22 protein-coding genes are annotated in these 23,487 nt (G+C 70.8%); 16 read left to right on the top strand and 6 right to left on the bottom strand.

Annotated features, from left to right (window positions below):
- Window positions 1–4: 4 nt before the first annotated feature.
- Complete coding sequence (locus CAP38_RS13730) at window positions 5–1,108, top strand: nicotinate-nucleotide--dimethylbenzimidazole phosphoribosyltransferase (RefSeq protein WP_086121997.1); 1,104 nt, start codon at window positions 5–7, stop codon at window positions 1,106–1,108.
- Here CAP38_RS13730 and CAP38_RS13725 read toward each other — a convergent pair.
- Genes CAP38_RS13725 through CAP38_RS13715 form a run of 3 tightly spaced genes read right to left on the bottom strand, consistent with a single transcriptional unit; the run spans window position 1,102 to window position 4,154 of the window.
- Window positions 1,102–1,767, bottom strand: a complete 666-nt coding sequence (locus CAP38_RS13725; RefSeq protein ID WP_086121996.1) for a 3'-5' exonuclease — start codon at window positions 1,765–1,767, stop codon at window positions 1,102–1,104. The genes CAP38_RS13730 and CAP38_RS13725 overlap by 7 nt on opposite strands.
- Window positions 1,764–3,686: a DUF294 nucleotidyltransferase-like domain-containing protein gene (locus tag CAP38_RS13720; protein WP_086121995.1), complete on the bottom strand. Its 1,923-nt coding sequence runs from the start codon at window positions 3,684–3,686 to the stop codon at window positions 1,764–1,766. Before CAP38_RS13720 ends, CAP38_RS13725 begins: the two co-directional genes overlap by 4 nt.
- 12 nt (window positions 3,687–3,698) lie before the next feature.
- Window positions 3,699–4,154, bottom strand: coding sequence for a hypothetical protein (locus tag CAP38_RS13715; RefSeq protein ID WP_086122159.1), 456 nt, complete (start codon window positions 4,152–4,154; stop codon window positions 3,699–3,701).
- A 93-nt stretch (window positions 4,155–4,247) separates the two neighbouring features.
- On the opposite strand from CAP38_RS13715, the gene gspG reads away from it, so the two are divergent.
- The 15 genes from gspG (at window position 4,248) to CAP38_RS13640 (ending at window position 20,258) form a co-directional block, all read left to right on the top strand.
- Entirely contained in the window at window positions 4,248–4,685 is a 438-nt protein-coding gene (gene gspG / locus CAP38_RS13710; protein ID WP_086121994.1) for a type II secretion system major pseudopilin GspG, read from the top strand.
- A gap of 27 nt (window positions 4,686–4,712) precedes the next feature.
- Window positions 4,713–5,156, top strand: a complete 444-nt coding sequence (locus CAP38_RS13705; protein WP_086121993.1) for a prepilin-type N-terminal cleavage/methylation domain-containing protein — start codon at window positions 4,713–4,715, stop codon at window positions 5,154–5,156.
- Window positions 5,153–5,530 (top strand): type II secretion system minor pseudopilin GspI, encoded by a 378-nt coding sequence (gspI, locus tag CAP38_RS13700; protein ID WP_086121992.1) that lies wholly within the window; start codon window positions 5,153–5,155, stop codon window positions 5,528–5,530. Before CAP38_RS13705 ends, gspI begins: the two co-directional genes overlap by 4 nt.
- Entirely contained in the window at window positions 5,530–6,282 is a 753-nt protein-coding gene (locus CAP38_RS13695; RefSeq protein WP_086121991.1) for a type II secretion system protein J, read from the top strand. The genes gspI and CAP38_RS13695 overlap by 1 nt, the downstream gene beginning before the upstream one ends.
- Window positions 6,279–7,259: a type II secretion system minor pseudopilin GspK gene (gene gspK, locus CAP38_RS13690; protein WP_086121990.1), complete on the top strand. Its 981-nt coding sequence runs from the start codon at window positions 6,279–6,281 to the stop codon at window positions 7,257–7,259. Before CAP38_RS13695 ends, gspK begins: the two co-directional genes overlap by 4 nt.
- Before the next feature lie 82 nt (window positions 7,260–7,341).
- Entirely contained in the window at window positions 7,342–8,625 is a 1,284-nt protein-coding gene (gene gspL / locus CAP38_RS13685) for a type II secretion system protein GspL (protein WP_086121989.1), read from the top strand.
- Window positions 8,622–9,131, top strand: coding sequence for a type II secretion system protein GspM (gene gspM, locus CAP38_RS13680; protein ID WP_086121988.1), 510 nt, complete (start codon window positions 8,622–8,624; stop codon window positions 9,129–9,131). Before gspL ends, gspM begins: the two co-directional genes overlap by 4 nt.
- An 11-nt stretch (window positions 9,132–9,142) precedes the next feature.
- Complete coding sequence (gene gspN / locus CAP38_RS13675) at window positions 9,143–9,943, top strand: type II secretion system protein N (protein ID WP_086121987.1); 801 nt, start codon at window positions 9,143–9,145, stop codon at window positions 9,941–9,943.
- A gap of 49 nt (window positions 9,944–9,992) precedes the next feature.
- Window positions 9,993–12,122, top strand: a complete 2,130-nt coding sequence (gene gspD / locus CAP38_RS13670) for a type II secretion system secretin GspD (RefSeq protein WP_086121986.1) — start codon at window positions 9,993–9,995, stop codon at window positions 12,120–12,122.
- Window positions 12,119–13,552 carry a GspE/PulE family protein gene (locus tag CAP38_RS13665; protein ID WP_086121985.1) on the top strand — a complete coding sequence of 478 codons (1,434 nt, stop codon included), beginning with the start codon at window positions 12,119–12,121 and terminating at the stop codon, window positions 13,550–13,552. Before gspD ends, CAP38_RS13665 begins: the two co-directional genes overlap by 4 nt.
- Before the next feature lie 370 nt (window positions 13,553–13,922).
- A complete protein-coding gene (locus CAP38_RS13660) occupies window positions 13,923–15,656 on the top strand; it encodes a multicopper oxidase family protein (RefSeq protein ID WP_256924461.1) in 1,734 nt (577 codons plus the stop codon).
- A 28-nt stretch (window positions 15,657–15,684) separates the two neighbouring features.
- Window positions 15,685–16,272: an SCO family protein gene (locus CAP38_RS13655; RefSeq protein WP_086121984.1), complete on the top strand. Its 588-nt coding sequence runs from the start codon at window positions 15,685–15,687 to the stop codon at window positions 16,270–16,272.
- A gap of 47 nt (window positions 16,273–16,319) precedes the next feature.
- Window positions 16,320–17,540 (top strand): type II secretion system inner membrane protein GspF, encoded by a 1,221-nt coding sequence (gene gspF, locus CAP38_RS13650; protein ID WP_086121983.1) that lies wholly within the window; start codon window positions 16,320–16,322, stop codon window positions 17,538–17,540.
- A 6-nt stretch (window positions 17,541–17,546) separates the two neighbouring features.
- Window positions 17,547–18,443, top strand: a complete 897-nt coding sequence (locus tag CAP38_RS13645) for a 5'-nucleotidase (RefSeq protein ID WP_086121982.1) — start codon at window positions 17,547–17,549, stop codon at window positions 18,441–18,443.
- A 6-nt stretch (window positions 18,444–18,449) separates the two neighbouring features.
- A complete protein-coding gene (locus CAP38_RS13640; protein WP_373271416.1) occupies window positions 18,450–20,258 on the top strand; it encodes an ABC transporter ATP-binding protein/permease in 1,809 nt (602 codons plus the stop codon).
- On the opposite strand, the gene queC is transcribed toward CAP38_RS13640, so the two are convergent.
- The 3 genes from queC to flgL all read right to left on the bottom strand — a co-directional run bounded on the left by queC (window position 20,237) and on the right by flgL (window position 23,470).
- The gene (gene queC / locus CAP38_RS13635; RefSeq protein WP_086121981.1) at window positions 20,237–20,938 is read right to left on the bottom strand and encodes a 7-cyano-7-deazaguanine synthase QueC; all 702 of its coding nucleotides are present in this window, start codon (window positions 20,936–20,938) and stop codon (window positions 20,237–20,239) included. The two genes, CAP38_RS13640 and queC, sit on opposite strands and share 22 nt — an antisense overlap.
- Window positions 20,939–21,003: 65 nt before the next feature.
- Window positions 21,004–22,242, bottom strand: a complete 1,239-nt coding sequence (locus tag CAP38_RS13630; RefSeq protein ID WP_179188557.1) for an HDOD domain-containing protein — start codon at window positions 22,240–22,242, stop codon at window positions 21,004–21,006.
- Between the two features lie 7 nt (window positions 22,243–22,249).
- Complete coding sequence (gene flgL / locus CAP38_RS13625; RefSeq protein ID WP_086121979.1) at window positions 22,250–23,470, bottom strand: flagellar hook-associated protein FlgL; 1,221 nt, start codon at window positions 23,468–23,470, stop codon at window positions 22,250–22,252.
- Between the last annotated feature and the right edge of the window lie 17 nt (window positions 23,471–23,487).

Here is a 23,487-nt window from a genome sequence, read left to right as displayed (position 1 = left end):
ACCCATGACCTCCGGCGCTCTCCCTCCCCTGCGCGGCCGCATGACCGCCCTGCCGCCGGACCTGGTGCTGCCCCCGGTGGCCCACGCCACCGACAGCGGGCAGGACAACGCGGTACGCGAGCGCCTGCTGGGCACCGGCCAGCCGGTCCATGCCTTCGGCCGGCTGGGCGATCTGGCCCGTCAGCTGGCCCGCATCCGGCCGGCCGGCGACTGGTCACCGGAGCCGGCGCAGCTGCTGGTGTTTGCCGCCGACCACGGCCTGGCCGACGAGGGCCTGTCCGACGAACCCCAGACCGCCACGGTGCAACGGGTGGCGGCCCTCCTCGAAGGCCGAACCTCCGTCAATCGGCTGGCCTGCCAGCACGGCATGGCGCTCACGGTGGTGGATGCGGGTCTGGGCCATGCCCTGCCGGCACTGCCGCCGCCCGAGGCCGCCCATGCCGCGCTGCAGCTGCGCAAGATCGCCTATGGCACCCGCAATCCGCGCCTGGGCCCGGCGATGTCGGTCCCGCAGGCGGTCGCCGCGCTGCACGCCGGCATGGACGTGGTGCGGCATCTGCCGGGCAACGTGCTGCTGCTGGGCGACACCGCCGTGGCCAACGAGGCCAGCGCCGCGCTGCTGCTCTCCCGCCTGTGCGGCGTGCCGCTGTCGGACGCCTACGCGCCCGGCCTGCAGCAGATGATGGAGACCGACCCGGCCTTGTGGCAGAAGCGGCTGGACGTGCTGCTGGCGGTGGGCACGCGCCACCGGCATGCCGTGGGCCCGGTGGCCGCACTCGCGGCCCTCGGCGGCTACGAGATCGCCATGATGGCCGGCGCCATGCTGCAGGCCGCCAGCGAACGCCGGCTGGTGATGGTGGACAGCCTGGCCGGTGGTGCCGCCGCGCTGGTGGCGCGCGCGCTGGCCCCGGCCGTGGGCGACTACCTGGTGTTTGCACAGCGCACCACCGAGACCGGTCACCGGCTCATGCTGATCCACCTGCAGGCCCAGCCGCTGCTGGACCTGGACATGCGGCTGCAGCAGGGCATGGCCTGCCTGCTGGCATGGCCGCTGGTGCAGGCGGCCCGCGACCTGTCGTGCGGCCCGACCGACCACACCGGTCAGTGAAGGCGGGACATCAGCCAGCGGCGCTGGCCCGCCAGGCGCTGCACGTCGCGCCAGCTGCCGCACTGGCGCGAAAGCACCGGCCAGATGCGCAGCAGCAGTTCGCACTCGGCCAGGGTGTCGGCAGCGGCCTGGTGCCGACGCGGGCACTGAATGCCGAAATGCGCCATCCATTCGTCCAGCGAGCGCGCCTGCACCTGCTCGTGCGTGACCGCGCAGAGGTGCTCGATGTCGACCCACGGGTTGGGCAGCACCCGGCCCAGATGCTGGCGGCAGTGGCGGCCGATCAGGGTCTGGTCGAAGGCGCTGTGGAAGGCCAGCAGGGGGTCGGCGCCCACGAAGTCGGCGAAGGCCTGCAGCGCCGCCACCGGCTCGATGCCCGCCAGCTGCGACTGCACGCCGATGCCGTGCAGCAGGATGTTGTCGCGGCTGGAGGCCTGGTCCTGGCGCAGCACCACCTCGAAGCTGTCGGCCAGCTGCACATCGATGCGGCGCTCGGTCCAGTCCACCCGCAGGCCGATGGCAGCCATGGCCAGCAGCCGGTCGCGGTGCATGTCCAGACCGCTGGTTTCCACGTCGACCACCACCCAGCGCGACACCCGCGCATCGGGCGGCTGCCCCCCCGGTGCGAACGCGGCGCGCAGGCGCTGCAGCCAGCTCATCGCTCGTAGTCCAGCCGCACGCGCTGCTGCAGCGTGCGCAGCACCCGCAGGGTTTCCTTGAGGATGCGGCGGTCGATGTCGTTGAGGCGGCCCACATCGATGCGGTTGGGGTTGTCACCCACCGTGGTGCCGTCGAGCTGGGCATGCAGGCGCAGCAGCTGTAGGAACTCGAAGCCGCCGATCCAGGCCTCCGATTCGGCCTCGGGCACGCCGAGCATGGGCGCCACCGCCTGCAGCCGCTCGCGGGTGCCGGTGGCGGGCACGCCATGCGCCAGGGCATAGAGGCGGGCCACGTCCACGAAGAGCGCCGTGCCCTGCAGCTTGAGGTCGATGGTCTCGGCCCCGTCGATCTCGGTGGTGTCGATGCTGCCCAGCCAGTTGAGCGGCGCGGCGCGCTGCAGCGCATTGACCGCCAGCTGGCGCAGGAAGCGCGGGTTGATGCGGGCGATGCGCTGCACACCCTCGCGCAGGCTGCGGGCCAGAGCTTCGTTGCCGGCCAGCGGCCGGAAATCGAACCAGATGCTGGCATTGAGCAGGTCCTGCGGCGCGCCCTGTTCGATCCAGCCGGCAAAACGCGCCTGCCACTGCGCCAGCGTGAGGCAGCAGGCCGGGTTGCGGGCCATGATCTGACCCTTGCACAGCGGGTAGCCGCAGGCGTCCAGCGCCTCGTTGATGTCGGCCGCCATTGCCAGGGCAGCGGCGGCCGGCAGGTGCGGCGCCAGGATCAGGGCGTTGTCCTGGTCGGTGGCAATGGTCTGCTCGTGGCGGCCTTCCGAGCCCAGGGCCAGCCAGCAGAAGTCCTGCAAGTCGATGCCGTGCCGCGTCGCCATGATCTCCACCAGCCGCGATGTCAGCACATCGTTGAGGTGGCTGATGAGCGCGGTCAGCTGCTGCGCCTGCACCCCCTGGCCGAGCAGGGTGCGGGCGAAGCGGCGGATGTCGTGGGCCACCACCTTGAGGGTGTCCACATCCGGCGCATTGCGGATGCTGCTGCTGACCTGCTTGAGGCTCAGGCGCTGCAGGGCGAACAGATCGCGCTCCGACACCATGCCGGTCACACGGCCGTCGCGGGTCACCGGCACATGCCGGATGCCTTGCGACGACATGAGCAGCGCGGCGTCCTGCGCCGTCTGGTCATGGCGCAGGGTGTGCACAGGGCTGACCATGACCTGGCCGATGGGCGCCTCCAGCGGCACCTCGGCCAGGGTCACGCGGGCCAGCACGTCGGAGCGGGTGAGGATGCCCAGTGGCCGTTGCTGCGCGTCGACCACCAGCATGGAGCCGATGCGCTGCGCGTGCATGGTGCCCAGCGCCTGCCGCAGCGGCGTCTCGGGCAGACAGGTCACCGGCGCCTTCTGTGCGGCCTGGCCCAGCTGGTCCAGCGGTGTTTCCAGCGATTGCTCGGCCAGCGCCTGGGACGAATACGCCACCTGCAGGGCGGCCCGCGAAAGCTCCAGGAACTTCAGGATGCGGCGGTTCAGAAAGTCGCCGAACACCGCGCTGCGCTCGGCCAGCGCCTGCATGGCCTGCACCGGCACGGCCAGCACGAAGGTGTCTTCGGTGGCGCTGTAGCGGGTGGTCGGGGCGCGCTGGGCCAGCACCGCACTGATGGGGAACAGGTCGCCGGCCTCGTACTGGAAGGCACCGCCCGACACATCCGAAAGACCCCGCTTGCCGGTGACCGCGCCGCGGCGGATGAAGAACAGCTCGCGCACCGGCCCGCCCTCGGGCGAGACCACCGTCTCACCCGGCGCGAAGTAGGCCTGGCGGGACGCGGCCACGAATTCGCGCACATGGGCCACGTCCATCTCGTTGAACGGCGCATGGCGCTGCAGCTCGTCGCCCAGGTTGACCAGCAGGCTGCCGGAGGGCCGCAGGTGTTCGGCAGCTGGATCGATGGGGTCGGGCCGGCTGGTCATGCGGCAAGCGGGTCAGGACGCCGGGTCGGGCAGCCGCAGTTCGACCGTGGGCGCCGCCCGGGTGGATGGGGCCAGGCGGGCGGTGCGTCCCTGCACCGAATGCAGCACCAGCCCCTCGTCCACCGCCATGCCCACACGGAACGGCCGCGCCGGTCGGCCCGCCACCGCAATCAGCGCGGCCACACCGTCCCCCCGGTCGCCCACCACGCCCTGCAGCACGTAACGGACGTCCCCCCCGGCGGGCGCGGCATCGTCCGGAACGACCCCAGCCCCGGTGCCCAGGGCACCCAGGGCGCGCGCCACCAGCGTGCCGTCGGGTGCTACTGGCAGGCTGGGGGTCTGTGGCACGGGCACGGCCGGCGAACGCCCCAGCAGCTGCAGCCCCCAGTAGCCGGCGCTCAGCCCGGCGGCCAGCCAAAGGACGACCCCGGTGGCGGCCGGGGCCCAGCGCTGCAGTCGGCTTGTCATGAACATGCGACATTATGATCACCGAGCCGTGACAGAACGATCACGGCATGGCCCCTCAAAACGGAGACCACCGTGCCATCCCTTTCCCGTCCGATGCCCCTGCGGACCCGCCTGCCGCGTGCCCTGGCGCGCGGCTTCACCCTGATCGAGCTGATGGTGGTGCTGGTCATCATCGGCGTGCTGGCCGCCCTCATCGTGCCCAACGTGCTCGACCGCGCCGACGATGCCCGGGTGACCGCCGCCCGCACCGACGTGAACAACCTGGTGCAGGCCCTCAAGCTCTACCGGCTGGACAACCAGCGCTATCCCACCGGCGAACAGGGCCTGGCCGCGCTGGTGAACCGGCCGACCGCCGCACCGGTGCCGGCCAACTGGCGGCGCTACCTCGACAAGTTGCCGGCCGACCCCTGGGGTCGCCCCTACCAGTACATCAACCCCGGCGTGCATGGCGACGTGGACGTGCTCTCGCTCGGGGCCGACGGCAGCCCCGGCGGCGAGGGCCTGAACGCCGACATCGGCAGCTGGCAGTGAGGCCGGGCCGCCCCTTTCGCTGAATCGATGCGCGCCCCCCGCGGTTTCACCCTGCTGGAGCTGATGGTGGTGGTGGCGCTGATCGCGCTGGCCACGGCCACCGTGACCGTGGGTCTGCGCGACAGCAACCTGACCCGCCTGGAAACCGAAGCCCTCCGCCTGGGCGCCCTGCTGGACGCGGCCCGGGCGCAGTCCCGCACCAGCGGCGTGCCGCTGCTCTGGCAGCCGACCGAGACCGGCTTCAGGCTGGCGCCGGCCGGCACCGGCACGCCCGCCGATCCACCACCCCGCTCGTGGCTGCATGCCGGCACCCGGGTAGAGATCGCGCAACCGGCCAATGCCCGCCTCCTGGTGCTGGGGCCGGAACCCCTGACCCCGCCGCAGCGGCTTGAGTTGCGCCTGGGCGATGCCCGACTGAGCCTGGCCAGCGACGGGCTGGGCCCGTTCGCGGTGGTGCGGGACACGCCATGAGGTCCGCGCGCGGATTCACCCTGATCGAGGTCCTGGTGGCCCTGGCCGTGGTGGCCGTCACCCTGCTGGCCGGGCTGCAGGCCAGTGCCGCCCTCACCCGCGCCAGCGAACGCCAGGAAGAGCAGTGGCTGGCCGAACTGTGCGCCGCCAACGAACTCGCCCGGCTGCGCCTGGTGCGGCAGCTCCCCGGCACCGGCACCACCACCGTGGGCTGCGAGCAGGGCCGCCGCCAGCTGCAGGTGCGCCTGACGGTGCAGACCACGCCCAACCCCAACTTCCGGCGCATCGATGCCGCCGTGCTGCGCCCGGCCGCCGACGGCCAGACCGAGGCCGGCGTGCTGCTGCAGGTCTCCACCGTCATGGGGCGGTTCTGATGCGGGCGCGCGGCTTCACCCTGGTGGAGATGCTGGTGGCCATCGCGGTGATGGCGGTGGTGGCGCTGCTGGGCTGGCGGGCCATCGACGGCATGCAGCGCGGCCGCGACATCAACCGCGACCACGCCGCCGGGCTGCAGCGGCTGCAGGCCGCCACCGGCCAGTGGACGGCCGACCTGGACGCCCTGATCGACACCGGCGAGATCCGCCCCATCGAATTCGACGGGCAGGTGCTGCGTCTGACCCGCAACGACGCCCTGCAGAGCCGGCTTGACAGCGAAGGCCTGCGGGTGGTGGCCTGGGCGCGGCGGGACGGGCCGGGCGGATCGCGCTGGATGCGCTGGCAGTCGGAGCCGCTGCGCAGCCGCGAAGCCCTGGCCCGCGCCTGGCAAGCCGGCGGCGACTGGGGCCGGGGCGGCCAGGCCGCCGAGGGCGTGGTCGACCTGCTGCCCCTGACCGACTGGCAGATCTATTTCCACCGGGGAGGCAGCTGGACCAACCCGCAGTCGGCCATCGGCAACGAAGCGGCGGCAGCCCCACCTGCCGCCGGCACCCCGCCCCGCGACGATGCCGTGGTCAATGACGCCGCCCCGCCGGTGTCCGACGAAGCCCCGCCCGCACGCGCCGGCAGCGTCCCGGCCAGCGCCACGCCCGACGGCGTGCGCCTGGTGCTGGACCTGGGCCCCGGGCTGCCGCAGGGTGGCCGGCTGCGCATCGACTGGGTGCGCCCCACGCTGGAGGCCGGGCGATGAGGCGGCCTCAGCGCGGCGCGGCCCTGCTGCTGGCCATGCTCATGGTCACGCTGGTGGCGGTGCTGGCCAGCGCGTCCCTGTGGCAGCAGTGGCGGGCGATCGAGATCGAACGGGCCCAGCGGGTGCGGCTGCAGGCCGGCTGGCTGCTGACCGGTGCGCTCGACTGGACACGGCTGATCCTGCGCGAGGACGGCCGGGCCAACCAGCTCGCCGGCCAGCCCGACCACCTGGGCGAGCCCTGGGCGCTGCCGCTGCAGGAAGCGCGGCTGTCGCGCTTCCTGGCGCTGGACGCCAACGAGCGCGGCGACGAGCTGCTGGAGGCCTTCTTCTCGGGCGAGGTGATCGACCTGCAGTCGCGGCTCAACTTCGGCAATCTGGTGCGCCAGAGCGGCAGTGGCAACAGTCTGAAAGCCGAGATCTCGCCGGTCGATCTGGAGGCTTTTCGCCGCCTGTATGCCCGCCTCGGGCTGCCGGCAGGCGAGCTGGAAGCCGCCGCCCAGGCCTGGCGCCAGACCCTGCAGCAGGCCCTGACCGATCCGCGTCCCTCGGCCACGGCGCTCATTCCGCAGCGCTTCCCCCAGTTGCGCTGGCTGGGCATCTCCAGCGCCAGCCTGGCGGTGCTGGAGCCGCACGCCACGCTGCTGCCCGGGCGCACCCCGCTCAACCTCAACACCGCATCGCCCGAGGCGATCGAGGCGGCCATTGGCGGCATCGACGCCACCCAGGCCCGCGCCCTGGTGCAGGCCCGGGAACGCCAGCCGTTCGTGACCCTGGCCGAGGCCCGGCGCGCCCTGTTCGGCGACCGGGTGGTGGACGGCAACCCGCTGTCCGAGGTCTATCACGATGTGCGCACCCGGCACTTCGAGGTGCGGGGCCGGCTGCGGCTGGACGACATCACCATCGAGGAGCGCTCGGTGGTGCAGCGCAGCAACCAGGGGGTGCAGGTGCTCTGGCGGGAGCGGTTTTCGCGACGTTGACAACGCTGCAGCGGTATCGGTGCAAGGCCTGAGGCCATTTGTCACATGTCCTCCCTAGAATGGTCATAAACCCCACGGAGTAATGCTCAATGCGTACTCGGTGGCGACTTTCCGGCCATTCCAGCGGCCCGACGGCCCCCCTTACGTGCTCATCGTCTGTCCTGTCGAATTCGACGCCGGCTCGCCCGTGCGGCCCACCAGCGAGCTGGACTGGGTGCAGCCGGGGGCGCCGGCGGCCCCGCCGCGCCATGGCCGTGGTCCGGCATCGTTGTTGCCGCGCGGCGACGATGTGGTGCTGGTGCTGCCGCCCATGGCGGTGTCCTGGCATGCCGTCACGCTGCCACGCATGCCGGCCAACCGGGTGCGTGCCGCCCTGGACGGTCTGCTGGAAGACCGCCTGCTCGATGACGTGGAACACCTGCACCTGGCCCTGGAGCCGGGCGGCAAGCCGGGCCAGACCCTGTGGGTGGCCGCCTGCCGCCGCGACCCGCTGAAGGCCTGGCTGGCGCTGCTGCAGGAGGCGGGCCAGCGGGTGGTGCGCATCGCACCCGGCCTGTGGCCCCAGGCCGAAGGTGCCCCCGCGCTGCACCACGCGTTCGAATGGCAGGGCCAGCCGTGGCTCGCGCAGCAGGACGACCGCGGCGTGGGCTGTCTGCCGCTGGCCGCCGTGGCCTTGCCGAACGATGCCGCCGGCGCGCCGGCGCGATGGACCTCCGACCCTGCGGTCGCCGGCGCGGCCGAGGCCCGGCTGCAACGCCCGGTGTCGGTGGTGACCGGCACCCAATGGCTGCTGCGCTGCGCCGAAGGCCCCTGGAACCTGGCGCAGTTCGGGTTCAGCCTGAGCCAGGGCGCGCGTCAGGGCCAGAAACTGGGTCAGTGGTGGCAGCAGTTCCGCAGTGCCCCGGCCTGGCGACCGGCACGCTGGGGCCTGGTCGGCCTGCTGGTGGTGCAGTTGCTCGGCCTGAACCTGATGGCCCAGGCCGAGCGGCGTTCGCAGGCATCCCAGCGCGCGGCAATCGACCAGCTGCTCAAGGACCAGTTCCCCTCGGTCACGCTGGTGCTGGATGCACCGGTGCAGATGCAGCGCGAGGTGGAACGCCTGCAGCGCAGCGCCGGTCTGCTGGACCGCGGCGACCTGGAATCCCTGCTGGCCGCGCTGGGCCAGCACCTGCCGGCCGATGGCAGCCTGCCCACGCCGGACCGCATCCGTTTTGCCGACGGCCAGGTGCGGCTGGACGGCTGGCGGGTGGAGGCGGGTCGGCTGCAGGCCCTGCAGGATGGCCTGTCCCAGGCCGGCTGGCAGCTGCGCACCGACAGCGAGGGCCTGGTGCTGACCGCATCGCCTGCCGCGGGAGGCCGCCCATGACCGCCTGGACCCGGCTGCAGACCGAGCTGAACACCCGGCTGGCGGGCCTCAATGCCCGCGAGCGCCGGCTGGTGGTCGCCATGGTGGCGGTGATGCTCGTTGCAGGGCTGCTGGCCGTGGCCGTGCTGCCGGCCTGGCGCACCCTGGCGGCTGCCCCGGCGCAGCAGCAGGAACTCGATCGGCGCATGGCCCGCATGCAGCAGCTCGCCGCCACCGCCAGCCAGCTCAAGGACAGCGGCGCCGCACAGACGCCGGCGCCCGGCGACGTGCAGCGCGCGCTGGAGGCGGCCACGGCGCGGCTGTCGGGCACGGCGCGGCTCAGTCTGAGCGGGGGACAGGCCACGCTGGTGGTGCGCGGCGTCGAGCCTGCCGCCCTGGCCGCCTGGATCGAACAGGCGCGGGTGAACGCCCGGCTGGCGCCCCGCACGGCCGAGCTCAGCCGCAGCGACGACGGCCGCTGGAGCGGCACCCTGGTGCTGGGCGGACCGGCCGCCGGCGGCAACTGATCGGCATCGCCATGCGCCAGGCCCCTGCCGTCCTTCGCCCTGCCTGGTGGTGGTCTGCCGGTCTGCTGGGTCTGTTGCTGGCGCTGCTGTGCTTTGCACCGGCCCGCTGGATGACCGACCGGCTGGGCCAGGCCAGCGGCGGCCAGCTGCAGCTGGTGAATGCACGCGGTACGGTGTGGACCGGCTCGGCCGATCTGGTGCTCAGCGCCGGGGCCGACAGCCACGACCGGGCCGGCCTGCCCGGCGGTCTGCAGTGGCGCCTGCGACCTGGCCTGAGCGGCGCCTGGCCCACCCTGCGGGTGGCACTGCAGCTGCCGTGCTGCGCCGCCGGGCCGCTGCAGCTGGCGGCCCACCCGGTGGCCGGTGGCTGGCTGCTCACGGCAGCCGCCTGGGACGTGACCTGGCCGGCCGAGCTGCTCAGCGGTCTGGGCACCCCCTGGAACACCCTGCAGCTGCAGGGCCGTCTGCAACTGCAGACACCCGGCCTGCAGGCCCGCTGGCAGGACGGCGGGTGGCTGCTGGACGGCAGCGCCGCGCTGCAGGCCCGCGACCTGGCTTCGCGCCTGGCACCGGTGCGGCCCCTGGGCACCTACAGCGCCACCCTGCAGGCGTCGGACGGACGCCCGCCCGCGGTGGCGGTGCGCACCGACGCCGGCGCCCTGCGCATCGAAGGCAGCGGGCAATGGCGCGGTGGCCGGCTGCGCTTTGCCGGAGAAGCGCGGGCCGAACCGCCCCACCAGGCCGAACTGGCCAACCTGCTCAACCTCATGGGACGGCGCCGCGGCGACCGCTCCCTGCTCCAGATGGGCTGATGCCCCCGTACTGCCCCGACACGCCGGACACCCTTCTCAGGACGCCCCCATGAACGCCTTGCCCCGCCCCTTCCGCCTCACGCTCGCCGGCTCCCTGCTGGTCCTGGGTCTGTCCCACCCGCCCTTGCAGGCGCAGCCGGTGCGCAGCAGCGAACCGGTGACGCTCAACTTCGTCGGCGCCGAGATCGAGGCGGTGGCCCGCACCATGGCCACCATCACCGGGCGCAACGTGGTGGTGGACCCCCGGGTGCAGGGCCAGATCACCCTCGCCACCGACCGACCGGTCACGCCGGCGGCTGCCGTCAACCAGTTCGCGGCGGCGCTGCGGCTGCAGGGCTTCTCGCTGGTGGACACCGGGGGTCTGTACAAGGTGGTGCCCGAAGCCGATGCCAAGCTCATGGGCAGCGTGGTGGTGGGCGCCGGCGGGCCGGGTGCGGCCCCCAACACGGTGGTCACGCAGATCTTCCGGCTCAACCACGAGTCGGCCAACAACCTGGTGCCGGTGCTGCGGCCCCTGATCGGGCCCAACAACACCATCAACGTCAACCCCGGCAACAACTCGCTGGTCATCACCGATTACGCCGACAACCTGCAGCGCATCGGCCGCATCATTGCCTCGCTGGATGTGGCCGGTGCCACCGACATCGAGATCATTCCGCTGCAGCACGCGGTGGCCGCCGACCTGGTGCCCCTGGTGCAGCGGCTGATCGAGCCGGGCGGCAGCACCGGCAACGGTGCGGGCGGCAATGGCGCGGCAGCGGCCGGCGACGCCAGCTACCGCACCACCATCGTGGCCGAGCCGCGCAGCAATGCGCTGGTGCTGCGCGCGGCCAACCCGGCCCGCCTGGCGCTGGTGCGGTCGCTGGTGACCCGGCTGGACCAGCCGTCGGCCGGCGGCAAGGCGGCCGGCAACATCCATGTGGTCTATCTGAAGAATGCCAACGCGGTGGCCCTGGCGGCCACGCTGCGCGCGGCCATCTCCGGTGAAGCCGGCAGCAGCAGCGGTGGCAGCGTGCTGCGCACGGCCGCTGCGCCGTCGGGCGGTCTGGCGACCGGGCTGAACACCGGCGTGCGGACCGGGGGCAACGTCGGCTTCGGTGGCGGGGCCGGCAACCCGGGCGCCAGTGCGCCGCTCACCCCGACCGAAGGCCCCAGCACCGGCGGCCAGATCCAGGCCGACCCGGCCACCAACTCGCTCATCATCACCGCGCCCGAGCCCCAGTACCGCCAGCTGCGCGCCGTCATCGACCAGCTCGATTCGCGCCGGGCGCAGGTGTATGTGGAGAGCCTGATCGCCGAGGTCAATGCCGACAAGGCGGCCGAGTTCGGCATCCAGTGGCAGGGCGCGTCGGGGCGCGACGGCGACCGCACCATCGGCCTGCTGGGCACCAACTTCGGCAGCGGCGGGCGCAGCATCGTCGACCTCTCCAAACAGGACGATCCTTCGCCGGCACCCGGCCTGAACCTGGGCATCGCGCGGCGCAACAACGGCGTCTATGTGCTGGGCTTCCTGGCCCGCTTCCTGCAGCAGAACGGTGACGGCAACATCCTGTCGACGCCCAACCTGCTCACGCTGGACAACGAGGAGGCGCGCATCGTCATCGGCCAGAACGTGCCCTTCGTGACCGGTCAGTTCACCAACACCGGCGCGGCCAACGGTGCGGTCAACCCGTTCCAGACCATCGAGCGCAAGGACGTTGGCCTGACGCTGCGGGTGCGTCCCCAGATCAGCGAGAACGGCACCATCAAGATGACCATCTACCAGGAGGTCAGCAATGTGCAGCCGCAGTCGGTGAACTCGCCCACCGGCCTGATCACCAACGTGCGCAGCATCGAGTCCACCGTGCTGGTGGACGATGGCGCCATCGTGGTGCTGGGCGGCCTGCTGCAGGACGAGTACGCCGGCAACCAGGACAAGGTGCCCGGTCTGGGGGATGTGCCGGTGCTGGGCAACCTGTTCCGCAGCGAGAGCCGCAGCCGCCGCAAGACCAACCTGATGGTGTTCCTGCGGCCGGTGGTGATGCGCGACGGCCGCGAGACCTCCACCCTGGCGCTGGACCGGTACGACCTCATGCGCGCCGCCCAGCGCGAGATCCAGCCCGCCAACAGCAGCGTGATCCCGATCAACGAGTCGCCGGTGCTGCCCTCGCCCACCGACGTGCCCAGGGTCCGGCCGTGAAATACCCGCTGCCTTACGCGTTTGCGCGCGAGCACCTGTGGCTGCTGGAGCAGGAGCGCGACGGCGAGCCCGCCGTGCTGCTGGGTGCCGCCCCCGATCCGGCCGATGCCGGCCGGCACCGGGACCGGCTCTCGGCGCTGTCCGAGCTGCTGCGCTGGCTGGCACCCCAGGCGCCGCGCGAGGTGCGCTGGGTGCCGGCCGACGAGCTGGCCCAGCGCATCAGCGCCGCCTACGCCGGCAACGAATCGAGTGCGGCCGCCGTGGTCAGCGAGGTCCAGGGCGTGGCCGACCTCAGCCGCATGATGCAGGAGCTGCCCGCCATCGAGGACCTGCTGGAAGCCGCCGACGATGCGCCCATCATCCGCATGCTCAATGCGCTGCTGACCCAGGCGGTGCGCGACGGCGCCAGCGACATCCACATCGAGCCCTACGAGCGCCACTCCAGCGTGCGCTTCCGGGTGGACGGCACGCTGCGCGAGGTGGTGCAGCCCAACCGGGCGCTGCACGCGGCGCTCATCTCGCGGCTGAAGATCATGGCCGAGCTCGACATCTCGGAAAAGCGCCTGCCGCAGGACGGGCGCATCAGCCTGCGCATCGGCACGCGGGCGGTGGACGTGCGGGTGTCCACCCTGCCCGGCGCCCACGGCGAGCGCGCGGTGTTGCGCCTGCTGGACAAGAGCGAGGGCCAGCTGGAGCTGGAATCGGTGGGCATGCAGGGCGAGGTGCTGCGGCGCTTCGACCAGCTGGTGCGCCAGCCCCACGGCATCATCCTGGTGACCGGCCCCACCGGCTCGGGCAAGACCACCACGCTGTATGCAGCCCTGCAGCGGCTGGATGCGAGCAGCAGCAACATCATGACGGTGGAAGACCCGATCGAGTACGAGCTGCCCGGCATCGGCCAGACCCAGGTGAACGCCAAGATCGACCTGACCTTCGCCAAGGCGCTGCGGGCCATCCTGCGGCAGGACCCGGACGTGATCATGATCGGCGAGATCCGTGATTTCGAGACCGCGCAGATCGCCATCCAGGCCTCGCTCACCGGCCACCTGGTGCTGGCCACCCTGCACACCAACGACGCGGCCAGCGCCATCACCCGGCTGGCCGACATGGGGGTCGAGCCCTTCCTGCTCAGTTCGTCCCTGCTGGGCGTGCTGGCCCAGCGGCTGGTCCGCAAGACCTGCACCGCCTGCGGCGGCCCCGGCTGCGAGGCCTGCGGCCACACCGGTTACGCCGGGCGCACCGGCGTGTTCGAGTTGCTGGTGGCCGATGAATCGCTGCGGGCGCTCATCCACCGCCAGGCCAGCGAGGCCGAACTGCGCGAATGCGCCCTGGCCGGCGGCATGGTGCTCATGCGCGAGGACGGTCAGCGGCTGGTGCAGGCCGGCATCACCACCACCGAGGAGCTGCTGCGGGTCACCCGCGACAACTGACCCGGCAACCACCCGGGCAGCCCGTCGGCGCCCGGGTTTTTTTGCCTCGAAGGTTTAGCCTTTTGTTGCTTTAGTTACGTTTGTTCACATTCGAAGGCATTTCGTCACAGACCGATGTCAGTCGGAGGTTTTAGCCCCGAATGACTACGTTTGTGATTACCAAGGTATTCATTATTCAGGCCTTATTCCGACAGATTCGCCCTGAAAACACCCGTTCTGGCTACACAAACTGTGGATTGACCCCCCACCCGGCACCCCGAAGAATCGCCCCGTCAGCCCAGATTTGTAAGTAAATCTCGCGAAATGCATCAACGATCAGCACGAACGTGATGCCTCGCGACCGGGCCTCAGCGATACCGGGAGCCTTGGCATGAAACACGCATCCACACCACCGACACCGCAAGACGATTCCGACGCACCGATCTCCACCGGCATCAGCCGGCGCGACTCCCTCAAGCTGGGCGCCGCCAGCGCCGTGGCCGCCGGCCTGAGCATGACCCCCAACCGGCAGGCCCAGGCCGAGGACGTGCCCGAAGGCCCCCCGACCGCTCCCTGGCGCATGCCCCTGAAGGTGATGCGGCCCAAGACCCCGGTGAGCTCGCTCTCGCCCGCGCCCACGCGCGAGGCAGCCCCCAGGGAAGCCGGACGGGCGCCGCACCAGATCTGGGGCGAGCCGCCGCATGCCCTGTACCGCGTGGTCGTGCGGGAAGGCCAGCACTCGTTCCACCCGGATCTGCCCACCCAGACCATCCGTGGCTACGACGGCACCTTTCCCGGCCCCTGCATCGTGTCGCGCTACGACGAGGCGGCCCTGGTGCGCTTCGTCAACCAGATCGACCCCTACGCGGTGGGCTTCGGTTCACCGGAAATCTCGGTGCACCTGCACAACCTGCATTGCGCCTCCGAGAGCGACGGTTTTGCCGGCGACTACTGGAGCACGCTGCGCCACGGGCCCGGCCTGACCCGCCCGGGCAACTACAAGGACCACCTGTTCATGAACTACTACGCCGGGTTCTCCACCGACCCGGCGGGCATCGGCGACCCTCGCGAGGCCCTGGGCACGCTGTGGTTCCACGACCACCGCATGGACTACACCGAGCAGAACGTCTACCGGGGCATGATCGGCTCGTACCTGCTGTTCGACGACATCGACTCCGGCGACGAGAACGATCCCAACCCGCAGGCGCTGCGCCTGCCCAGTGGCGTGGGCACCTACGACCAGGTGCTGATGATCTCGGACGTGCAGTTCGACCTCAGCGGCAACATGGTGTTCAACCCGATGTCGGAGAACAAGGGGCATCTGGGCAACAAGATCACCGTCAACGGCTCCATCCAGCCCTTCTTCCGGGTGCAGCGCCGCAAGTACCGCTTCCGCATCATCGATTCCAGCGTCGCCCGTTTCTATGAGTTCTATCTCATGAACGGCACCAGCTCGGAAGACTTCCAGTACATCGCCAACGACGGCAACCTGCTCGAAGCCCCGCTGACCATGAACCGGGTGCGTCTGGCACCGGGCGAGCGCAGCGACATCGTCATCGACTTCAGCAAGTACCCGCTGGGCACGCGCCTGGTGCTGGTCAACCGACTGGCCATGAAGGACGGGCGCGGGCCGGAAGGCCTGGTGGCCAAAGGCACCGAGGTGCTGCGTTTCGACGTGGTGGCCAACCCGGTCACCCCCGACAACAGCCGGGTGCCGGCACGCCTGCGCGAGCAGCCGCCGATCGACCTGAGCCAGGTCACCCGTCGCCGCTACTGGGACTTCGACAAGAACAACTCCATGTGGGCGGTCAACAGCCAGCTGTTCGATGTGGAGAAGCCGGCAGCCCGCATCCCCAAGGGCAGCACCGAGATCTGGACGCTGCAGGGTCACGGCAGCTGGTTCCACCCCATCCACATCCACATGGAGGAGTTCCGCATCCTCTCGCGCAACGGGAAACCGCCGCCGCCGCACGAACAGGGCCGCAAGGATGTGGTGGCGCTCGCCCCGGACGAGCGCGTGGAGGTGCTGATCAAGTTCCGGGACTTCACCGGCAAGTACGTCATGCATTGCCACAACCTGTCGCACGAGGACCACGCCATGATGGTCCGGTTCGACGTGATCTGACGCCAGCACCGACCCAGGAGTCCCTCACATGAACAGCAAACGCAACCTCCTGCGCCTGGCCGGCTCCGCCCTGCTGGCGCCGGTGGCCGCCCAGGCGGCCGCCCCCTCGCTGCGGCGACGCAGCAGCATGGCCGACTACTTCCCCAACGTGACGCTGGAAACGCACGACGGCCGCAAGGTGAAGTTCTACGACGACCTCATCCGCGACAAGCTGGTGGCCTTCAACATGATGTATTCCATCTGCGAAGGCATCTGCCCCAAGAACACCGCCAACCTGCGCCAGGTACACGAGGAACTGGGTTCGCGGGTGGGCCGCGACATCTTCCTGTATTCCATCACCCTGCGTCCCGAGTTCGACAACGCCGCCGCCCTGCGCGACTACATCCGCCACTACAACATCAAGCCCGGCTGGACCTTCCTGACCGGACGGCGCCAGGATGTGGAGCGGGTGCGCGTGGCCCTGGGCTTCGTCGGCGACGACCCCAAGACCGACGCCGACATCACCCAGCACACCGGCATGCTGCGCATCGGCAACGACCGGCTGGACCGCTGGACCATGACGCCGGCGCTGGGCTCGCATCGCCAGATCAAGCGCACCATCCTCGAGCTGACCTGATGGCCCGGCCGGTGCGCGGCGTCATGCAGCCGCGCTAACATGACCGGATGCCCGCCTACTCCTTCGAAGCCCTGGACGAGCAGGGCCAGACCCGCAGCGGCCTGATCGACGCCGACACCGCCCGCGCAGCGCGGGCGTTGCTGCGTGCACGCTCGCTGGTGCCGCTGGCCGTGGAGCCGGCCATGGCCGCCGGCACCCCGGGTGAAGCCCACCGCACGACCCGGGGTCGGCGGGTGTTCAATGCCACCGCTCTGGCCGTCTGGACCCGGCAGCTCGCCGGCCTGGTGGGGGCCGGCCTGCCGCTGGAACGCGCCCTGGCGGCCCTGGGCGACGAGGCCGAAGACCCGCGCCAGCAGCGCCTGGTGGCGGTGCTGCGGTCCGAAGTGAACGGCGGCGCCTCCTTTGCCCGCAGCCTGTCGGACCACCCCGAAGAATTCTCGGCCTCGTTCTGCGCCGTGATCGCCGCCGGGGAACAGAGCGGCCAGCTCGCCACCGTGCTGGACCGGCTGGCCGACGACCTCGAAGCCCGCGAGGCCCTGCGCAACAAGCTGATCGCGGCATCCCTGTATCCGGCCATCGTCACGCTGGTGGCGGTGGTCATCGTCGTGTTCCTGGTGGCCTACGTGGTGCCGCAGGTGGCCAGCGTGTTCGAGGGCAGCCAGCGCGCCCTGCCCCTGCTCACCGTGGTCATGCTGGGCATCAGCGGCTTCGTGCGCAGCTGGGGCTGGCTGCTGCTGGGCCTGCTGGTGGCGGGTGCTGTCGGCCTGCAGCTGGCACGCCGCCAGCCCGAGCTGCGCCTGCGCATGGACCGGGCCTGGCTGCGCCTGCCGCTGGCCGGGCGCATCGCCCGGGGCTACAACGCGGCCCGCTTTGCCGCCACCCTGGCCATGCTGGCCGGCGCGGGCGTGCCCATCCTGAGGGCCCTGCAGACCGCGGCCGAAACCCTGCACAACCAGGCCCTGAGGGCCGATGCCCTGGCCGCGCTGGTGCTGGTGCGCGAAGGTGCGCCGCTGGCCTCGGCGCTGGCCAGCCAGAGCCGCTTCCCGCCGCTGCTGGTGCTGTTTGCGCGCCTGGGCGAGCAGACCGGCGAGCTGCCGGCCATGCTGCAGCGCGCCGCCGACCAGCTGGGCGCCGAGGTGCAGCGCCGCTCGCTCAACCTGGCCACCCTGCTGGAGCCGCTGCTCATCGTGGGCATGGGCCTGATCGTGATGCTCATCGTGCTGGCGGTGCTCATGCCCATCATCCAGCTCAACCAACTTGTGACCTGAATCCCCATGGGCGTTTCCCTGGACGGCAAACTGGTGGTGGCGATCTCCTCGCGCGCCCTGTTCGATTTCGAGGCCGAGAACCACCTGTTCGAGAAAGGCGACGACCGCGCCTACATGCGTCTGCAGCTGGAAAAGCTGGACGAGCCCGCCCACCCCGGCGTGGCCTTCTCGCTCATCCGAAAGCTGCTGAGCTTCAACGATGCCGCCAACCAGCGGGTCGAGGTGGTCATGCTCTCGCGCAACGACCCGGTGTCGGGCCTGCGCGTGTTCCGCTCGGTCAAGGACCACGACCTGCAGGTGCAGCGCGGCGTGTTCACCCGTGGCCGGGACCCCTGGCGCTACCTCGCGCCGCTCAAGGCCAACCTGTTCCTCTCGGCCAATGCAGCCGATGTGCGCGCGGCCCTGAACATGGGTTTTCCGGCCGCCACCGTGGCGACCCATTCGGCACGTGCCCTCAACACCTACCCCAACGAGGTGCGCATCGCCTTCGACGGCGACGCGGTGCTGTTCTCCGACGAGGCCGAGCAGGTCTACCAGGCCCAGGGCCTGCCGGCCTTCCAGCAGCACGAATCCAGCAAGGCCAGCCAGCCGCTGCCCGGCGGGCCGTTCAAGCCGCTGCTCGAAGCCCTGCATCGCCTGCAGCAGGAAGGCACGCCGCACATGCGCATCCGCACCGCGCTGGTCACCGCCCGCAGCGCCCCGGCCCATGAACGCGCCATCCGCACCCTGATGGACTGGAACATCGAGGTGGACGAGGCCATGTTCCTGGGCGGCATGGACAAGGGCGAATTCCTGCGCGCCTTTGAACCCGACTTCTTCTTCGACGATCAGACCGGCCACATCGAATCGGCCGCCCGCCATGTGCCCGCCGGGCATGTGGCCAGCGGCATCGCCAACCCCTGAGGTCCCATGACTGCCGAGATGCCTGTTGCACCGCCCGTGAAGTTGTCGCGCTGGCGCGCGTTCCGCGAATTCGCCGGCAAGGTGGCCCGCCTCACCGCCCCCTATTTCAGCTCCGAGGAAAAGTGGAAGGCCCGGGGCCTGCTGGCGGCCATCGTGGCGCTCAACCTGGGTGCGGTCTACATGCTGGTGCAGATCAACGAATGGAACCGGGTGTTCTACGACGCGCTGCAGAACAAGGACGCCGAGGTCTTCTGGCGCGAGCTGGGCCGCTTCACGTACCTGGCCTTCGGCTTCATCCTGATCGCGGTCTACCGCTTCTACCTGACCCAGCTGCTGGAAATGCGCTGGCGCGCCTGGATGACCGGCCACTACCTGGACCGCTGGCTCACCCAGCAGCGCTTCTACCAGCTCGAACTCCAGCGTCACGCGCGCGGCACCGATGCCCCGCCCGACAACCCGGACCAGCGCATCGCCGAAGACATGAACCTGTTCACCAGCTACTCGGTGAGCCTGTCCATGGGCCTGCTCAATGCGGTGGTCACGCTGGTGAGCTTCGTGGGCATCCTGTGGTCGCTCTCGGGCAGCTTCGCCTTCCACTTCAACGGGCAGAGCTGGGACATCCCCGGCTTCATGGTCTGGATGGCGGTGGTGTATTGCGTGGCCGGCAGCGTCATCACCCACTACATCGGCCGGCCGCAGATCGGCCTGAACTTCCGCCAGCAGCGCTTCGAGGCCGACTTCCGCCACCACCTGGTGCGGGTGCGCGAGTACAGCGAATCCATCGCGCTCGACAAGGGCGAGCCGGTGGAGCGTCGCCACCTGGGCCAGCGCTTCCAGTCGGTGCTGGGCAACTACCTGCAGCTCATCAATGCCCAGAAGCGGCTGACCTGGTTCACCGTGGGCTTTGGTCAGGCCGCCGTGGTGTTCCCCTTCATCGTGGCGGCACCGCGCTTCTTCAGCGGCGCCATCCAGCTCGGTGAACTCATCCAGATCGCCTCGGCCTTCGGCCGGGTGCAGGACGCGCTTTCGTGGTTCGTGGACAACTACAGCAGCCTGGCGGCCTGGCGCGCCACCACCGACCGCATCACCAGCTTCGAGGAAAGCTTCCAGGCCCTGCAGACCGGGGATGGCGACACCGCGCCGGCATCCGGCCCGGCCGACGACACCCTGGCGGTGGACCGCATGGACCTGGCCTTGCCCGGTGGCGTGGCGCTGCTGGGCGTGGCCGGGCTGAGCCTGTCACCGGGTGACCGGGTGCTGCTGCAAGGCCCTTCGGGCAGCGGCAAGTCCACCCTGTTCCGGGGGCTGGCCGGCATCTGGCCCTGGGCACAGCGGCAGTTGCGCCTGCCGGCCGACTTTGCAACGCGGGCCATGTTCCTGCCGCAGCGGCCCTACTTCCCCACCGGCCCGCTGCGCGATGCCCTGGCCTACCCCGAGCCGGCCGAGCGCTACACCGATGCCCAGCTGCAGCAGGCCCTGACCGAGGCCCTGCTGCCCGAGCTGGGCAGCCGGCTGGACGAGGTGGACAGCTGGGGCCAGAAGCTTTCGGGCGGAGAGCAGCAGCGCCTGGCCGCCGCACGGGCCCTGCTCAAGCAGCCGCGCTGGCTGTTCGTGGACGAAGCCACCAGCGCGCTCGATCCGGCCGCCGAGGCCGCGCTGTACGAACGGCTGCAGGCCCTGGTGCAGGCGCAGAACGGGGCCCTGATATCGATCGCCCACCGGCCCGCCGTGGCCGCTTTCCACAACCGGCAGTGGACGCTGGTGCCGGGTGACGGCGCCGAGGGCTCGCCGCGTTACCGGGTGGCGTCGGCGTAAGCCGCCCAGCCCCGGGCCCGCAGCTCGCAGGCCGGGCAGCTGCCGCAGCCCCAGCCCCAGGCGTGGCGGTGGCTGCGGTCACCCAGGTAGCAGGTGTGGCTGTGCTCCACGATCAGGTCCACCAGCGCCTGGCCGCCCAGCTGCTCGGCCATGCGCCAGGTGTCGGCCTTGTCGATCCACATGAGCGGTGTGTCGATCAGGAACCGATGGTCCATGCCCAGGGTGAGCGCGACCTGCAGGGCCTTCATGGTGTCGTCGCGGCAGTCGGGGTAGCCGGAAAAATCGGTCTCGCACACGCCGGTCACCAGCACCGTCATGCCGCGCCGGTAGGCCAGCGCAGCGGCCAGCGTCAGGAACAGCAGGTTGCGGCCCGGCACGAAGGTGTTGGGCAGGCCGCTGGCCTCCATGCGGAAGGCCATGTCGCGGGTGAGCGAGGTGTCGGACACCGCGCCCAGCACGGCCAGGTCGAGCACATGGTCGTCGCCCAGGCGCTGCGCCCACTGCGGAAAGCGTTGGCGCAGCTCGCGCAGCACGTTCAGGCGGGCCTGCAGCTCCACATGGTGGCGCTGGCCATAGTCGAAACCCAGGGTCTCGACGTGTTCGAAACGCGCCAGCGCGTGGGCCAGGCAGGTGGTGGAATCCTGGCCGCCGGAGAACAGGACCAGGGCGCGCCGATGCACCGGCGGCGAAGAGGAAACGTTTGCCATGGTGCCGATCGTACCGCTGGCCCGCGGCACGACCCGGCTCAGGTCATGCGCTCCGAGCGCCGCCCGGCGTGGCTGTGGCTGGTGGCCAGCATGCGCAGCAGGCTGCGGTTGGCGGTCTCCAGCGAGATGTCGTGCACCCGGCAGACCAGAGGCAGGCGGGCGATGTCGGCGGGCTGGCCCATCGCACGGGCGGTGTCCACCAGCGGGAAGTACGGGCCGTCGCGGCGCAGCAGTGCATCGAAGATGCGGCCCGGCAGCGGCAGCTTGTTGAGCAACGTGGCCAGCGGCTGGTGCAGCAGCCGGCCGAGTTCACCCATGAGCGCGGTGGCATAGACCTCGGCCCGCAGGGTGTCGTCCGATCCGGTCATGAGCAGGTGCTGGGCCAGGCGCGCCCGCATCACCATGGCCAGACGCACCGGGTGCAGGTCGGGGTCGGGCTCGACCTCGGTGATCTGTTCGGTCACCCAGCGGCCCAGTTCGCGAAAGCCCAGCATCATCAAGGCGTGGCGCAGCGAACTGATCTCGCGGCGGTTGCCGTAGGCAGCGGAGTTGACCAGCAGCAGCAGCCGGTAGACCAGCACCGCGTCCTGTCGCACCAGCCGCTCCAGGCGCTCGACCGAGCAGTCGTCGTCGTCGATGGCCTGCAGCACGGCATGCAGGATGTCGCGGTCGTAGCTGATCGGGTGGTGTTTGTGCGCGGCCAGCACGTCGTCTTCCGGCCAGCCCAGCACGCCGTGCACCGACTGTTCCTCGAGCAGGTGGCGCAGCAGGCTGCGGGTGTCGGCACCGCCGACGATCAGACCCGGCGGCAGCTGCGGCGGCGTGCGGCCCGGCGGCACCGGCGCGGTCAGGCGATGGGCCTCTTCGGCCGAGAGCTGCACCAGCGGACGGGCATCGATGCTGTCCATGCCGGGGCCGTGCACACCGGCCAGAGGCGTGCGGCAGACCAGCCGGTGGCCACGCCGCACCGCAATGGTCAGACGGGCCGCGGTGTCGGCCCGGGCAAACAGGTCGGCCGGCACCTCGATGCAGGTGTTGTGCACCGGATCGACCGCCAGGGTCTGCAGCAGCAGGCGGGGTGATGCGATGGACAGGATGAGCGTGGGCGCTTCTTCCGGCCAGTGCTCGCCCAGCAGCTCCATGAAGTGGGCCGCATCCACCCCGGTGGGCGTGACCGGGTGCAGGTGCAGGCGGGCCGCCACCAGATGGCGGTCGGGCGCCCACACCGGCTCGTAGGCCAGGGCCAGGCTGTCGAGGACCGACTGGGTGTTGAGCACGGACACCTCAGCCGATCATCGAGAACAGGGAGAGCTTCTGCACCTGGGCATAGCTCTTGATGGCGGCTTCCAGGCCCTGCTGCTGGGTCTGGAAATCCGAGATGCCCTTGACCAGGTCGATGTCGGTCAGGCGGGAATCTTCGGCCTTGTGATCGAACGCCCGGCCCTCGAGGAGGCTGCCCAGCGAGTCGGCGCGGTTGAGCAGTTCACCCACGCGTCCGCGCGCCAGCAGCACCCGGTCGTGGCTGGCATCGACCTCGGTCATGGCGCGGGCCAGTTCCTGGTTGCGGTGGGCCGATTCGTTGGCACCGTCGTAGCGCAGGGCCTCCACCGCGTTCTGCACGATGGAGAAGATGTCGGAACGCGCCGGCGAGCCCTCGATGTCGATGGCATCGCCGCTGGCCGGCTGGCCGTTGATGGTGAAGCTCATGCCGCCGAACTGTACGGCCTTGCCCGGCTCGTAAGGCACACCGGTGTGACTCGCCAGCGGCGTGTTGCCGTTGGTGACGTCGATCACCGTGTACTGCATCTGGCCGGCCACCTGGTTGAAGCTGATGCGGTAGTCGCCGCCGGTGTAGCTGGCCGGGTCGATCACCTCGCCCATGCTGGTGCTGGCCGCACCGGTGTTGCTGTTGGGCAGGGTGACCACGAAGCGGCCGTTGCCCTGCGGCACCTGCATCCAGATGGATTCGCCGTCCAGGGCCTGCGGCAGCGCGGTGTTGCCGGCCGCCGCCTGGCCCCGCTGGCCATTGAAGGTCACGCCGTTGCCGCTGGGGGTGTAGAGGTCCACGAACGGGGTGGCCGCGCCACCCAGGCCTCCGAACAGGGTGCGGCCGGCGCTGTCGGTGCGGTTGGCCACGGCGATCATCTGTTCGCGCAGGCCCTCGAGCTGGCGGGCCACGTCCTCGCGTTCGCTGTCGGTGAAGGCGGCGTTGCCGGCGGTGACCAGCAGGTCCCGCACCCGCTGGATCAGCTCGCCCGATTCGGCCAGACCGCTCTCGGCCTGCTGCAGGCTGGTGCGCGAGGCCTCCAGGGCGCGCTGGTCGGCTTCGGCACGGGCCAGGCGGTTGCGGGCCGCTTCGGACAGCGTGGCCGAGACCGGGTCGTCGCTGGCGCGCAGCACCCGCTTGCCGGTGGCCAGGCGTTCCTGCTGCTGGGCGAGCTGGGCCTGGCGATCGGCCAGGACCTTGATGGTGCTGTCGTAGTTGTTGGCGGTGGCGATGCGCATGAAGGTCTCCCCGGGAA

This window comes from Hydrogenophaga sp. IBVHS2, from assembly GCF_002127215.1.
Classification (GTDB): domain Bacteria; phylum Pseudomonadota; class Gammaproteobacteria; order Burkholderiales; family Burkholderiaceae_C; genus Hydrogenophaga.
Note: the sequence above shows the minus strand (reverse complement) of the source record. Positions and strands in the feature narration are given on the sequence as shown.